We start from the raw sequence: 13,749 nt of genomic DNA, 5'->3' as shown, positions 1-13,749 counted from the left end.
TCGCCCCGCCCCGGCGGTTGCCGGGGTCGGCCGGGGGCTCAGGAAGCCGCGGGCGCGTGAGCGGACGCGGCGGGTGACCGGCGTCTGAGCGTCGGGAGTCGTCGGCGCCGTTCGTCACGCGGCCGATCGACGAACAGGACCGCCTCCCGGCCCGGAGCCGGTCCGGCCCATCGGGTACGGCTTCGCGGCTCCCGGGCCGGACGCTTCGGATACGGCCCCGTCCGCATGCGTGCCGGGCCCGTCGGGTTCGGGCTCGTCCGCTTCGGCGCGGGGCCCATCGGGTACGGTCGTCCGCTTCCGCGCGGGGCTCACCCGGGGGCGTCCTCCTCGCCGTCCGCGCCCGGCTCGCCGCGTACCGGCGGCATGTCCTCCTCGAAGAGGCCGAGTTCGCCCCAGACGTCGGAGACGCGCAGCGCCGCCGACCGGCTCGCGGGCGGATCCGTCGCCAGCAACTCCGCGAGCAGACCGTACGCCACGCTGGTCGCGGCCGTCATGGACTGGACGCCGGCCACGCCCTCGGTCGGGACCACCAGGACGTGCGCGGCCTCCAGGGCGGGCGGCGCATGGCGGGTGTCCGTGATCACGCAGGTCACCGCGCCCGCGGCACGGGCGACCCGCAGGGCCGTCGCCGTATCGCGGTAGTGCTGCCAGAAGCTCCAGGCCACCACGCAGTCGCCGGGGCCCAGACCCGCGAGCGCGTTGGCGAGGCGCGGTCCGCCCCGGTCCTCGTACTCCACGGGGAAGCCCCGGCTGGCGGCCACCAGCGCCAGCACGCTCGCCGGGACCGCGTGCGTACCGGAGGCGACGACGAGAGTGCGGCGCGCGTCGCGGACGGCGCGCACCACGGCGTGGGCGGTCCCGAAGTCGAAGGAGCGCTCCAGTTCGCGCAGATTCCGCGCGTCCCGGGCGAAGGCCGAGGCCAGCGGCCCTCCGGCCGCACCGGACGGACTCCCGGGGTCGAACCGCCCGCTGAGATGCGCCGCCCGCAACTCCGCCTGGAACCGCGGCCATCCGGCGAAGCCGAGACTCTGCGCGAACCGCACCACCGTCGCCCGGTTCACCCCGGCCCGCGCGGCGACCTCGGCGGCGGTGGCGTAACTGCCGAAGGTGGGCTGCGTGGTCAGCACCTGCCGCACCTGTCCGGCCTTCGGCCCCAGCCGCACCCCCGTCGCCAAACCGTCCAGCCACCGGGCGACGGCGGTGCCGTCCCCGGGCGGATGCCCGCCGCCGCCGTCCCGCCCGCAGTCATCGCTCACCGGCCCATTCTCCCTCTGCATAATTTCGTGCATCAAGTGTTGTATGCACCTTCACGTGCAGCTATCGTCCACGCCATCAGGCACTGGCCAGGCGCCGCGGAGTCATCGCCCCACCCTCAAGGAGCTGTGTCCATGTGCATTGACCCCAACACCCCGCCCCCCTCGCCACGTGTCACCCGTCGCGGAGTGGTGGCGGCCGCCGCCGTACTGGCGGGCGGCACGGCGCTGACCGGCGCCGTCTCGGGCCCGGCGGCAGCGGCCGGAGGGGCGTCCGGGCGAGGCTCGGGGCGTCCGCCGCGCGGCGGCACGCTCATCATCGACGGCGGCGCCCTTCTCGATCCGCACACCGGGCGGATCACCGAGGACGCCGTGGTCGTCATCGAGGACGGAACCGTCCGCGCCGCCGGCACCCGGAAGGCCACCCGGCAGGACGTCGCCGCCGTACGGGGCCGGGCCAAGACCGTCCGGGCGCACGGCCGCTGGGTGCTCCCCGGACTCGTCGACGCCCATATCCACCTCAGCACCCTCACCGACGCCCACCGGGCCGTCAGCCTGGGCGCGACCAGCGTCCGCAGCGGCAGCACCGCCTTCTACCAGGACATAGCCCTGCGCGAACTCGCCCGCTGGAATCCGGGGCGGGCCCCCCGGATGCGCGCGGCGGGCGTCTTCATCACCCCGAAGCCCGGCGACACCGTGCTCGCCGACCCCGACCTCGCCCCGCTCGCCCTGCTCAAGGACGGGGTCCGCACACCCGAGGCGCTGCGCCGGATGGTCGCGGTGAACATCTCCCGGGGCGCCGACGTCATCAAGACCCGGGTCAACGAGCGGGCCGGCTCGCCGACCGAGAACCCGCTCACCCAGGTCTACGACCGGGAACAGCTCTCCGCCACCGTCGCGGCGGCCCGGCGCGGCGGGGCCACCGTGCTCTGCCACAGCTACAGCGAGAAGGGCATCCACGACGCGGTCATGGCGGGCGTCCACAGCATCGAGCACGGGGTCTACCTCGGCGAGCGCACCATGGCCGAAATGCGCCGACGCGGTACGTACTTCACCCCCACCCTCGCCGCGATGGCGAGCCTGGCCGCCGATCCCGACCCGATCCTCGCCGAGCGGGGCCGCCTCTTCCTGCCCATCGCCCGACGCGCGGTGCGCCGGGCCTTCGAACTGGGCGTTCCGATCGCCGCGGGCACCGACTCCTCCGGCGGGGTGATCGACCCCATCGGACGCGAGATCGAGCTGATGCGCGAGTCCGGTCTGCCCGCCCTCGACGCGATCCGTACGGCCACCACGGGCGCGGCCCGGCTGATCGGCCTCGAGCGGACGGCGGGCCGTCTGGTGCGCGGCTTCCGCGGCGACGCCGTGCTGGTCGACGGGGATCCGCTGCGCGATGTGTCCGTCCTCAAGGCGCCCAGCACGGTCATCAGCCACGGGTTCACCGTCGACGCGTGAGCGCGCCCGGCCCGCCCCGCCGTCGGGGAGTACGGACGGCGGAGCGGGCGGGCCGGGTCCGGGGCCGGTCGCGGCAGTACGCCCTACCCCGGCGCCCGGAAGCCGCCGATCCGCTGTTCGAGCAGCTCGGCCAGCCGCAGCGGGGTGCGGTCCTCGTACATCGGGCCGATCAGCTGCACCCCCACGGGCAGGCCGTCAGAGGTCCGGCCCGCCGGCACGGCGGTGGCGGGCAGGCCGGGCATGGTGGCCAGACCGGCCCAGACGAGCTGGTCGAAGTACGGGTACCCGACGCCGTCGATGTCGATCCGGCGTTCCAGCGGTTGGGGATGGTGGTCGTGCGGGAACGCGGGAGTCGGCGTGATCGGACACACCACGGCGTCGAACTCGGCGAAGAACCGCCGCCAGCCGTGACGGTGCAGCTCGCGGCGGTTGTCGGTCTCGATCCAGTCGCGGTGGCTGAACACCATCGCGCGCAGCCGCGCCGCGTCGAGACTCCGGTCGTCCGCGCGCAGCCCGGCGGCGCGGGTCCGCAACTGCTCGTAGGCGTCGACGGGAAAGCGGGCGACAGAGCCCGAGAACAGCAACTGCATGTAGACGACGGCGGCTTCGGTCAGATCGGGCAGCAGCGGAGTGTGCCGTTCGACGCGGGCGCCGCCGTCGGCGAGCGCGTCGGCGACCCGGTTCACGCCCGCCCGCACGGCGGCCCCGGTCGGAATGAGCGGATGCTCGTCGACGACCAGGACCCGGAAGTCGGCGAGCCGCTCGTGGCGCGCGGGCGGCAGCGTCACCCGGTGCGCCTTGCCGAGCGTCAGCGGGTCCGGCCCGGCCATGACGTCGAGGAGGAGCATGAGGTCACGGGCGGTGCGCGCCATCGGACCGACGACGGCGAGGTCGAGATCGACCGGCGACGGCGGTGCGGGCGGCACGGCCATACCCCGGGTCGCCGCCAGTCCGAGCGTCGGCTTGTGCGCGTAGACGCCGCAGAAATGAGCGGGGGTGCGCAGCGAACCGGCCAGGTCGGAGCCGATGGACAGCGCGCCGAATCCGGACGCCAGGGCCGCCGCCGATCCTCCGGAGGATCCGCCCGAGGTGCGATCGTGATCCCACGGATTGTTCGTGGTGCCGTAGATCTCGTTGAAGCTCTGGATGTCCTGCAGCCCCACGGGCACATTGGTCTTGCCCAGCACCACCGCGCCCGCGGCCTTCAGCCGTGACACCTGTACGGCGTCCTCGGCCGGCACATGGTCCCGGTGCTGCGGCATGCCCCAGGTCGTGGGCAGCCCGGCCATGTCGTAGGACTCCTTGACCGTCACCGGAATACCGAGCAGCGGCCGGACCTCGCCGCGGGCGCGCGCCCGGTCGGCGCCGCGCGCGGCGGCCCGCGCCCGGTCGAAGTCCGGCACACAGATCGCGTTGACCGCTCCGTCGTCGCGCTCGATACGGGCTATCGCCTCATCGGTCAGTTCCGCCGAGGTCACTTCACCGTTACGCAATGCGGCCGCCGACTCTTCGGCCGTTCGAAAGCTCCATTCCATGGAATTCGACGCTACCGGCCTCCGCGGCAGGCCACGAAACGCCGATTCTCGCAATGGGATGGATAACGCTTCTCGTCATATCGCCCTCCGGTGAAGGAGGTTCGCCCGACCGCATGGACCGAGGACGTCAGGGCGACCCGCGACGGCCAGACCCGCCCGCGGAGACGGTGCACGACGAACGCGCCCCGGCCGGCGGCGAAATCACCCGGGCGCCCGCCCCGAGCGACGATCGCCCCGCACCGTGACGCCCGTGAACGACCGGACGCGAAAGCTCCGGAGCCGAGCCCGATCGCACGGGTCGCCGTCCACGGAACCCGTGTGCTGTGCACGGCGGTTCCGACCCGCCTCCGGGTTTGATCTGACCTCATAGAGTGAGCGAGGCGGAACGAGACGGCTGGGCGAGGCCCGGGCGCGCAGCGCCTGCCGGACGTGCGGCAGGAGAGGCGCGTATTTCCCGCTTCCCAACTGCGGCCGTAAACAGGGCTGTTCGACTTTCCCGGCGGTGCGCAACCCTTTCGGCGTCCCACGGGTCACAAGGGTCGTCCGCCGGACGCGCGGAGTGCTCCGCGCCCCCGAGCCGCCCCGTCGAAAGGCTGATCATGACCTCACATCGACCGCTCCGCGGAACGGTGTTCGCCGTCGCCGTCACGGCCGTCGCCGCGCTGACCGTTCCCACGGCGGTCGCCGCCCCCGCCGCCGCTCCTCCCGCCGCCGCCCCGAAGAAGGCCGCCGCGAAGCCGAACGACTTCAACGGCGACGGGATCAGCGACCTCGCCGTCGCGGCGCCGGGCGGGACCGCGGGCCGGACGGCGAAGGCGGGCCATGTCTCGGTGGTCCTCGGTTCGCGGACCCAGCCGGTCACCGCGCGGAAGCAGACGTTCCACCAGGACGCGCCGGGCGTTCCCGGGACCGCCGCCCCCGGTGACCGGTACGGCTCCGCGCTGGCCGGCGGCGATCTCGACCAGGACGGATACGCCGATCTGCTGGTCGGCGCCTTCAAGGACACCCCCGGCCCCGGCCGCCAGGAGGCGGGCTCGGTCTCCGTGCTGTGGGGCGGGCCGAAGGGGCTCTCCGCCGGGGCGACCCTGCTGGAGGGCGCGGACCGCCACTCCTGGCTCGGCAAGTCCCTCGCGGTGGGCGACTTCGACGGCGACGGCGACCAGGACGTGGCCGTCACCGAGGGCCAGAGCCGGCTGCGGGTGCTGTTCGGACCCTTTCAGCGGAACGGCTCACCCGCCGCGAGCGCGCGCGTCGTGAACGAGGAGGACAGGATCACCGACCTGGCCGCCGGGGACGTCGACCGCGACGGCCGCGCGGACCTCGTGGCCGCCCGCTACCACTCCGATCTGTACGAGCACCCGGAGACCGCCGTGTGGACGGGCACGGCCAAGGGGCTCCCCGCCCAGCCGAAGATCCTCCGGAAGCATGTGAACGACCGGTCGACACCGGGCGGCGACAATGTCGACGTCGGCGACGTCAATCGAGACGGGTACGCCGATGTGGTCGTCGGCCGCGACGACTTCCGCGAGACCGACCTGGACGTGGGCAAGGGCGGCCGGATCGTCTTCTTCCCCGGCTCGGCGAAGGGGCCGGTCGTCTCGAAGGCCGTGGTCCTGACCCAGAACACCGAGGGGGTGCCGGGCGCCGCCGCGTACGGTGACTACTTCGGCTCCGGCGTCTCGGTGGCCGACGCGGACGGCGACGGCTATGCGGACATCGCGACGGGCCTCCCGGGCAAGAAGGCGGGCGGCGCGGAGGGGGCCGGAGCCGTGATGCTCCTGCGCGGCGGCGCGAAGGGGCCGACCGCCACCGGGGCGAAGCTCTTCACCCAGAACACCGCGGGAGTGCCGGGCGCGGCCGAGGCGAAGGACGCCTTCGGCCACTCCACCGCACTGGCCGATCTGAACGGCGACCAACGCCCTGAGCTGATCGTCGGCGCAGTCGGCGAGAACCGGGGCGCGGGATCGGTCTGGGTCTTCAAGGGAACGAGGACCGGCCCCACCGCGAGCGGCTCGACCGCTTTCGGCCACGGCGCCCTGGGGACGGCGGCGGCCCGGGACAGCGCGCTGGGGTACGCCTTCGACAACGCGAACAACTACCGGCGCTGACACGCGCGGCCGGGCGGCCCGGACCGCCCGCCGCCCGCCCGGCGGGGGCGTGGGGCCGTACGCCCCGTGTCGACCACGCCTCGCCCCGTCAGACCCGGGGGCGGGTACGCGACCCTGCCGCCTGCCGCCTGCCGCCTGCCGCCTGCCGCCTGCCGCCTGCCGCCTGCCGCCTGCCGAGGCGGGCGGCAGGCCCGTACCCGCGCCGGTCAGACGATCTGCGGATACCGGCCGGACGACGGCACCGCCACCGGCGTCACACCCGGCGGCGGCTGCCGGGCCCGGCCGGCCACCACTCCCGGCCGAGCCCGCGGCGATCCGGGCCGAGTGCCGCGAGGGACTCCGCCCGGGGGCGGGCCGGGCACACCGGCCGCGGACGGATCGAGAACCTCCTCGCTCCGACGGCACCAGGGCCGGTCGCCCGAAACCCGACGGACGGAATCCCGCAATCCGATGCCCTCAGGACCCGAGACGCGGTCACCAGCTGTCCGCTTCTCCTGACACTGTCTCTCTGTGCCAGACAACGATGACTGCCTCCAGGGCCCCACCGCCGCGACCGCGCCGCCCCTGACTCCCGTCGGCGAGCGGACCGCCCCGCCCTCCCCCGACCGCCGGGGGCGCGCCGAAGCGTCCGCGATCGGCCGGCGAGCGTGCCGAGGGGCGACCCGATGACCGTTCTCGACAACCGGGCGCTCAACCGGGCGGCCCTGGCCCGGCAGTCGCTGCTCGCCCGCGCCGACGCGCCGGTGCTCGACACCGTCGCCGCCCTCGGCGGACTCCAGGCGCAGGAACCGCAGGAGCCCTTCATCGGACTCTGGTCGCGGCTGCGCGCGTTCGACCCGTCGGTCCTCTCGGACCTGCTGACCGGACGGCGCGTGGTGCGGACCCATCTCATGCGCCGCACCGTCCACCTCGTCACCGCCGACGACGCCCTGGCCTGGCGGGCCCGCCACGACGCCATGCTGCGCCAGCGGGTCCTCGGGGTCTACCGCCAGGATCTCGACGGGGTGGACCTCGAAGAGCTGGCGGAGGCCGGCCGGGCGGTGATGGCCGACGGCGAGCCGCGCACGATGACCGAGCTGGCTCGGGCGGTGAGCGAGCGGTGGCCCGCGCCGGGCCGGCGGGCGCTGGGGGAGATGCTGGTCGCCGCCCTCGTCCCGATGGTCCAGCTCCCGCCGCGCGGACTCTGGCGCACCAGGGCGGGAGTGCGCAACGCGACCCTCTCGTCCTGGCTCGGCCGCGAGATCGACCCGCCGGCCCCGGCCGGAACCGATCCCGTCGGCGAGGCGATCGTACGGCGCTATCTGGCCGCGTTCGGCCCCGCGGCCTCGGCCGACCTGCGCGCCTGGTGCGGCCTCGCGGGACTGCCCGCCGCGGTCGCCGCCGTACGCGAGGAACTGGTCTCCTTCCGCGACGAGCGGGGCCGGGAACTGCTGGACCTTCCCGACGCGCCGCGCCCCGACCCCGACACCCCGGCCCCGGTGCGCTTCCTCCCCGCGTTCGACAACGCCGTCCTCGGCTACCAGGACCGCACCCGGATCATCGACGACGCCCACCGGGGACTCTCGGTCGCCGGCGCCCGCGTCGTCCTGGTCGACGGCCGCGTCGCCGCGACCTGGACCGTCGAAAACGACGACACCGTGGCGGTCGCCCCGCTGGGCCGGTTCTCCCGGGCCGACCGCACCGCCGTCGCCGAGGAGGGGGAGGCGATGGCGTCGTTCCTCTCCGACGGCGACAGCCGGCGGGTGCGGATCGACGGCTCTCCCCGCTGAGCGGCCCACGCCGGCCCGGCCGGCCTCCGGCGCCGCCGACCGCCACGAGCGCGGTCTCGACGACGCCTGGGGCCGCGTCAGGCGGCGTTCGCCCGCGGGACTCGACTCGACGGAGTTCACTGGGATCCGGCTACGCGGGGGGCGTCCGCCGGTGGACGCCGGGCGGTCCCGCCCCTCTCCACGCCGGCCCCGACGCAGGACATACGGAGGACATGATGAGCGACATCGCACTCGCCTGGGCGGCTGTGACCGACTGGCTGGCGGTGCACGCACCCGCCTCGCACGCCACGCTACGGCCGGGCGCGACCATGGCAGAGGTCCGTACCGCCGAGGACGAGCTGGGCGTGCGCCTGCCCGCCGACCTGGTGGCACTGCTGACGGTGTGCGACGGAACGGTCGACGCCTCAGCCCATGACCGCGACCCCGACGAGCGGCACCCGGGCCTGTTGCTCGCGGAGCGCCATCTGCTGCCGCTGCGGGAGATCTCGACGGTCCGGGAGGCGCGAGGGACCGCCGATCAGTACTGGGAGGAGTGGATTCCGTTCGCCGTCGACGACTACTCCCTCGCCCCGTGGAGCGGCCTGGCGATCGACGCCCGGGGCCGGCTCGCGGCCTTCAGCCAGGCGGCCGGTGAGCCGCCGGAGCCGCTCGCCTCCCCCGGGTACGGATCGCTCGGCGAGTTCCTGGGCGCCTTGGCCGAAGCCTTCACCCGGGGCGCCGGACCGCTGGCGGTCCACACCGGCTCACTCCGGGGCGCGTCAGCGGCGCGCGTGCCGGATCGTCAGCCGGCCGAGCCCGATCGCCCCGAAGATCCGGATCCTCGGCCCGCCGGGGCGTGAGCGGCGCGGGGCCTTGTAGCGCAGGGGCTTCCAGCCGGTGTGGAGATCCTCGATGTCGAGGACGGTGTCGCGAGGCACCGTGACCTTGGCCCTGCCGGTGCCGAGCTGCAGTTCGATGTCGACGGCCCCGTGCTCCAGGACGGCCCGGGACAGGTCCAGGCGCACCCTGCCGAACGCGGACTCGACCTTGAGGCTCCGAGGCACCCGCCATGCGCCGCGCCGCTTGATGAGTCCGGTGCCGGCGGTGATGGCGGAGGTGGTGACCGGGCTCTCCGCCGGGAGGGAGTCCAGCGCGGACGCCATCTCGCTGTGCTTCCCCGCCGTGAGCACCTGGTGGAGGCGCTCGTCCAAGTCCTCGTGCGAGAGGTGCCCTTCGGCATACGCCTCCTGGAGTCGCCGTACGGCCGTGTCGCGGTCGTCTTCGCTGATCAGTGGCGGCCGGTCGTCCGGCAGAGCGGTCACGCGCTCACTCTACTGCCGCGCCGGAGAGCCGAATACGCCCATGCCCCGGGGGAGTTGAGCGGCAGAGTCCGGTCGGGATCACGCCCTGGTGATACGGCGCGACAGCGCGCCGGTGCGGCCCGGCTGTGATAGCTTCAGCGCCGCCAACGCCCGTGCGTGTCGAGGAGGTGAGACCGATCAACGCTGTGACAGGTCGGGACTCCCTCCTCCGCATGGGCCGGGGAGCGCCCGCGACAGGCACCCCGAAAGGTTTGAACGCAGATGCGCTTCATCTCCCGCACGTCGTCCGACGGCGTCACCGAACAGCTCTTCACCCTCTCTTCCGCCTTCGGTGACGTCCCCGGTGTGCTGTGGACTCCCGACGGCGTCCCCGGCCCCGGCCCCTGATCCTGCTGGGGCACGGCGGCGGGCAGCACAAGAAGGCCCCCGGCATGGCGGAGCGCGCCCGCCGTTTCGCGGCCGAGTGCGGATACGCGGCCGTGGCCGTGGACGCGCCCGCGCACGGCGACCGGCCGCGCGAGGAGGACCATGACCGGGTCATCGCCGAGTTGCGGGACCGTATGCGCACCGGAGGGGAAGCGGCTCCGGTGCTCGCGGAGTTCCACGCGCTCCTCGCCGCGCAGAGCGTCCCGGAATGGCGGGCGGTGCTCGACGCCGTACAGGAACTCGACCGGGTCGGCGCCGGTCCGGTGGGCTATTGGGGGGTGTCGTTGGGCTGCGCGCTCGGCATTCCCTTCATCGCCGCCGAGCCCAGGATCCGCGCGGCCGTGCTGGGTCTGAACGGGGTGGACACCTCGGCCGGGGCCGCCGGGCAGATCACCGTTCCATTGGAGTTCCTGGCGCAGTGGGACGACGAGAGGGTGCCCCGGGCGGCGAGTCTGGCGCTCTTCGACCTCTTCGCCTCGGCGGAGAAGACACTGCACGCCAACCCCGGCGGGCACGCGGAGGTCCCGGCGCACGAACTGGACAGCGCGCTGCGGTTCTTCACCCGGCACCTGGGCCGGCGCCCCGGCGCCCCCGGCGCTTCCTGAAGGCTCCCCGGGACCTCCTCCGGGCCCCTCCGGGGCCCTCCCGAGCGCGCGACACCTTGATCGCGTCCCCTCCGACGTCCGACGTCCGACCCCGCGCCCGACCCCGTACGCGGGAATCACTCCCGTCCGCCGGGCACGGCCCGCCCATGGACCGTGCCCAAGTCCGCGCGGGAAGAGTCGTCCCTGCCACGGCCGGCGCGCCAGAGCGCCGGCCGGGGGGACGGCCCGGGCGTACCGCGGTCGACACGGCCGTCCACCGCTCCCTTCCAGCTCATGAGGCTCCCACGCCCCGGTGGTGACAGACTTCCGCCAGGGAGGGATGAGCCATGGGGTTCGATTTTCACGTCGGGGTGCCGGGGATGAGCGTCCGGGTGTCGACGCGCGGGGTGCGGGTGGCCGTCGGCTCGCGGGTGGCCCGGATCGGCGGGAGCGACGAGGGAGCCCCGGCGCCGCCGCCCCGGCCGTCCTCGCCGCCGCCGCGCCCGGCCGCGCCCGCGCGTGCGGCACGTCCGGCTCGTCCGGGCACCAGCACCCGGCGCACCCCGCCGGCCCGGGATGCCGCCCCGTCGGCCGAGGAGCTGGACCGGGCGCGGCGGCGGGCCGAACGGGCCGAACAGGAGGTGCAGCGGGACGCGGCCATCGTCGAACTCCAGCAGCTCCGGCAGCGGATGACCCATGTGCATCTGCGGACCTTCCCGCCGTCCCGCCCGCCGGTCGTCGCCGGACCGCCGATGCTCGGACCGGAGTGGGCGCGCGCCGAGGCCGAGGCCTTCCATCTGCGGGGAGTCGGGATGTTCGCCCGGGCGGAACGGGCGGCGGGCAGGGAACGGGCGGAACGCGACGCCCCCGTCTATCTGGCCGACCAGCGGGCACGTCTGCGCAACGCGCACGAACGGCTGACGGCGGAGGCCGATCAGTGGTGGCGGGCGCTGACGGGCAATGACGAGGAGACCGTCTGCGAGGCGGTGAACGCCGCCTTCTCCGACAATCCGGCCGCGGGGTGCGCCGTCGGGGTCGACGGCTCCGTGATGTCCGTGGTGATGCGGCAGCCGGATCTCGACTCGCTGCCCGCGCAGGCCCCGGGGCTCACCCCGGCGGGCCGGCCGACGCTGAGAGATCTCAACAAGCGCGAACGCACCGAGTGGTGGCTCACCGTCATGGGGTCCAATGTCATCGCCACCCTCAAGGAGGGATTCGCGACCGCTCCGGGCATCACCGCCGTCAATCTGGCCGTGCTGACCCGGATGCCCGAGACCCGGCGGCTCGGCGTGGTGGCGTACGGCCACTGGACCCGGCGGTCCGTCGAGAGCACCGCGTGGCAGGGGGCCGACGACGCGCTGAGGTTCCTGGACATCGGCGAGGACGTCCTCTGCTCGGTGCGGAAGACCGCGACGGGGAACGTCTCCAGCACGGTCAAGCCGCTGAACACCCGTCGGCTGCCCGGCCTCCGGTCCCTTCTCGACCACGCCGAGGACGATCCGGACTCCGGCGGATCCACCCTGGCCAGTCTGAACATCGGGCTCCACGACGGAACCGCGTACGGAGATCCCGAGCCGCCGTCGGACCCGTACTGGATCATGCCCTTCGCCCAGTGGCGGGAGGGGATCGCCGCCTCGCCGACGGCCGCCACGGTCGTCATCGCGCGGGAGACCGCGGTGACACTCGTCCCCGGACAGAATCTGACGCTTCCCGAGGAGGCGTGGCAGGGCCTGCTCATCACCTTCGGCTTCGCGGGGGCGGACGCCGATCTGACCCTCTTCCTCACCGACGGCGACGGACGGGTCTCGGGCGACGAGGACTTCGTCTTCTACAACCAGCCTTCCGCGGCCGGGGGCGCGGCCCGGCTGCTGGGCAGACATCCGGAGGGGCGGGGCACGGTGGAGAGCGCCAGCATCCATCTGGCCGCGCTGCCGGAACAGGTCCGGCGCATCGCCGTGGCGGTGAACATGAACGTCGAATCGGGCCTCGACTGCGGCGCTCTCACCCATGCCGCCCTGCGCATGGAGTGCGGCACGGGAGCCGCCTGGGAGTTCCGGCCGCCGAGCGATCCGGACGTACGCGCCATGGTCGTCGCCGAGCTGTACCGGCACAGCCGGAACGGCCGTCCCGCATGGAAGCTCCGCGCCATCGGCCAGGGCTGGGCCGACGGGCTCGACGGACTGGCCCGGGCGCACGGCGTCGACGTGCGATGACGACGGCGTACGTCGAGGGGGCCGGGGCCCGCTCGTCCCGGGCCGTCCCGGGCCGGGCCGGGCGGGGCCGGGCCGGGCGGGACCGGGCGGGACCGGGCGGGACCGGACCCGCGGTCGGCCGCACCGCGTCCGTACGCCGCCGCGCTCGCCGTCAGAAGTCGTACGGCTCCGTACTGAGCCCCGCCCGCGCGGCCGCCGCGTGGACCACCGCCGAACCCCGCACCGCGTGAGAGAGGAAGACATGCGCGATCACTCCAGCCCCCGGAGCCTGCCGCCGTCGCCGTCGCCGCCGGCCGAGGGCGACTGGCTGCCCGTCACGGCGGGGGAGTCGGCGGCCGCCGTCTTCCGCAGCGCCGACGGCGCCCGGTACGCCAAGTGCGTCTCCGCCGAGGACACGGCCGATCTGGAGGCCGAGCGCGACCGGGTCGCCTGGCTGGGCGACCGGGGCGTACCCGGGGCGCGGGTGCTCGACTGGCACGCCGACGGCACGGGAGCCCGCCTGGTGACCAGCGCCGTCCCCGGCGTCCCCGCCGACCGGGTGTCCGCCGAGGAGCTGCGCGCCGCCTGGGACCGCGTCGCGGACGCGGTGCGCGGTCTGCACGAGGTGCCCGTGGAGCAGTGCCCGTTCGGCCGCGGCCTGGACGCGATGGTCGCCGCGGCCCGCGATGTCGTGGCCCGCGACGCGGTGAATCCGGAGTTCCTCCCCGCCGGGCAGCGGGACACCCCGCCCGGGGAACTGCTGGCCCGGCTGGAGCCGGCGATCCCGCTCCGGCGGGACCAGGAGGCCGCCGACCCGGTCGTCTGCCACGGGGACCTGTGCCTGCCCAACATCGTCCTCGATCCGAAGACCCTGGAGGTGACGGGCTTCGTCGATCTGGGCCGCCTCGGTCGGGCCGACCGCTACGCCGATCTGTCCCTGCTGCTCGCCAACGCGCGGGAGACCTGGCCGGACGAGACACGGGCGCGGGACGCCGACGCCGCGTTCGCCGAACGGTACGGCGTCGACCTCGATCACGACCGGCTGAGCTTCTACCTCCATCTCGACCCGCTCACCTGGGGTTAGCGGATGCCCGGCCGGGGCGGGCGCCGCGCGGGCGCCCGCCCCGGC

At 74.6% G+C, this 13,749-nt stretch carries 10 protein-coding genes and 1 pseudogene; 8 read left to right on the top strand and 3 right to left on the bottom strand.

Annotation, left to right across the window (positions count from 1 at the left end; translation table 11 throughout):
- Positions 1-308: 308 nt before the first annotated feature.
- Entirely contained in the window at positions 309-1,256 is a 948-nt protein-coding gene (locus ACF089_RS20280; RefSeq protein WP_392028374.1) for a MurR/RpiR family transcriptional regulator, read from the bottom strand.
- Positions 1,257-1,388: 132 nt separating this feature from the next.
- Between ACF089_RS20280 and ACF089_RS20275 the strand changes: the two genes are divergently transcribed.
- The gene (locus ACF089_RS20275) at positions 1,389-2,705 is read left to right on the top strand and encodes an amidohydrolase family protein (RefSeq protein WP_392028372.1); all 1,317 of its coding nucleotides are present in this window, start codon (positions 1,389-1,391) and stop codon (positions 2,703-2,705) included.
- A gap of 83 nt (positions 2,706-2,788) precedes the next feature.
- Here the strand turns inward: ACF089_RS20275 and ACF089_RS20270 are convergent, their stop codons facing one another.
- A complete protein-coding gene (locus tag ACF089_RS20270) occupies positions 2,789-4,240 on the bottom strand; it encodes an amidase (protein WP_392028370.1) in 1,452 nt (483 codons plus the stop codon).
- Between the two features lie 599 nt (positions 4,241-4,839).
- Here ACF089_RS20270 and ACF089_RS20265 point away from each other — a divergent pair.
- The 3 genes from ACF089_RS20265 (at position 4,840) to ACF089_RS20255 (ending at position 8,956) form a co-directional block, all read left to right on the top strand.
- The gene (locus ACF089_RS20265) at positions 4,840-6,348 is read left to right on the top strand and encodes an FG-GAP-like repeat-containing protein (protein WP_392028368.1); all 1,509 of its coding nucleotides are present in this window, start codon (positions 4,840-4,842) and stop codon (positions 6,346-6,348) included.
- Between the two features lie 665 nt (positions 6,349-7,013).
- Complete coding sequence (locus ACF089_RS20260; RefSeq protein WP_392028366.1) at positions 7,014-8,117, top strand: winged helix DNA-binding domain-containing protein; 1,104 nt, start codon at positions 7,014-7,016, stop codon at positions 8,115-8,117.
- 215 nt (positions 8,118-8,332) lie between these two features.
- Entirely contained in the window at positions 8,333-8,956 is a 624-nt protein-coding gene (locus ACF089_RS20255; protein WP_392028364.1) for an SMI1/KNR4 family protein, read from the top strand.
- Here the strand turns inward: ACF089_RS20255 and ACF089_RS20250 are convergent.
- Positions 8,876-9,418, bottom strand: a complete 543-nt coding sequence (locus tag ACF089_RS20250; protein ID WP_392028362.1) for a DUF1707 domain-containing protein — start codon at positions 9,416-9,418, stop codon at positions 8,876-8,878. The two genes, ACF089_RS20255 and ACF089_RS20250, sit on opposite strands and share 81 nt — an antisense overlap.
- A 261-nt stretch (positions 9,419-9,679) precedes the next feature.
- Between ACF089_RS20250 and ACF089_RS20245 the strand changes: the two are divergent.
- From ACF089_RS20245 to ACF089_RS20230, 4 genes and pseudogenes are all read left to right on the top strand, one after another.
- Positions 9,680-10,449 (top strand): annotated as a pseudogene (locus ACF089_RS20245) (alpha/beta hydrolase).
- A 326-nt stretch (positions 10,450-10,775) separates the two neighbouring features.
- Positions 10,776-12,641 (top strand): TerD family protein, encoded by a 1,866-nt coding sequence (locus tag ACF089_RS20240; protein WP_392028360.1) that lies wholly within the window; start codon positions 10,776-10,778, stop codon positions 12,639-12,641.
- Complete coding sequence (locus tag ACF089_RS20235) at positions 12,638-12,871, top strand: hypothetical protein (protein ID WP_392028358.1); 234 nt, start codon at positions 12,638-12,640, stop codon at positions 12,869-12,871. Before ACF089_RS20240 ends, ACF089_RS20235 begins: the two co-directional genes overlap by 4 nt.
- An 11-nt stretch (positions 12,872-12,882) precedes the next feature.
- Entirely contained in the window at positions 12,883-13,704 is an 822-nt protein-coding gene (locus tag ACF089_RS20230; RefSeq protein ID WP_392028356.1) for an APH(3'') family aminoglycoside O-phosphotransferase, read from the top strand.
- The last annotated feature ends 45 nt before the right edge of the window (positions 13,705-13,749 follow it).

Source organism: Streptomyces sp. NPDC014894, assembly GCF_043080985.1.
GTDB lineage: Bacteria > Actinomycetota > Actinomycetes > Streptomycetales > Streptomycetaceae > Streptomyces.
This window is presented reverse-complemented; position numbering and strand designations above follow the sequence as displayed.

Excerpts from the sequence above, each read along its gene's own strand:
- ACF089_RS20265 (WP_392028368.1), top strand. The coding sequence starts at position 4,840 with ATGACCTCACATCGACCGCTCCGCGGAACGGTGTTCGCCGTCGCCGTC.
- ACF089_RS20235 (WP_392028358.1), top strand. The coding sequence starts at position 12,638 with ATGACGACGGCGTACGTCGAGGGGGCCGGGGCCCGCTCGTCCCGGGCC.
- ACF089_RS20255 (WP_392028364.1), top strand. The coding sequence starts at position 8,333 with ATGAGCGACATCGCACTCGCCTGGGCGGCTGTGACCGACTGGCTGGCG.
- ACF089_RS20275 (WP_392028372.1), top strand. The coding sequence starts at position 1,389 with ATGTGCATTGACCCCAACACCCCGCCCCCCTCGCCACGTGTCACCCGT.
- ACF089_RS20230 (WP_392028356.1), top strand. The coding sequence starts at position 12,883 with ATGCGCGATCACTCCAGCCCCCGGAGCCTGCCGCCGTCGCCGTCGCCG.
- ACF089_RS20260 (WP_392028366.1), top strand. The coding sequence starts at position 7,014 with ATGACCGTTCTCGACAACCGGGCGCTCAACCGGGCGGCCCTGGCCCGG.
- ACF089_RS20240 (WP_392028360.1), top strand. The coding sequence starts at position 10,776 with ATGGGGTTCGATTTTCACGTCGGGGTGCCGGGGATGAGCGTCCGGGTG.
- ACF089_RS20270 (WP_392028370.1), bottom strand. The coding sequence starts at position 4,240 with ATGGAATGGAGCTTTCGAACGGCCGAAGAGTCGGCGGCCGCATTGCGT.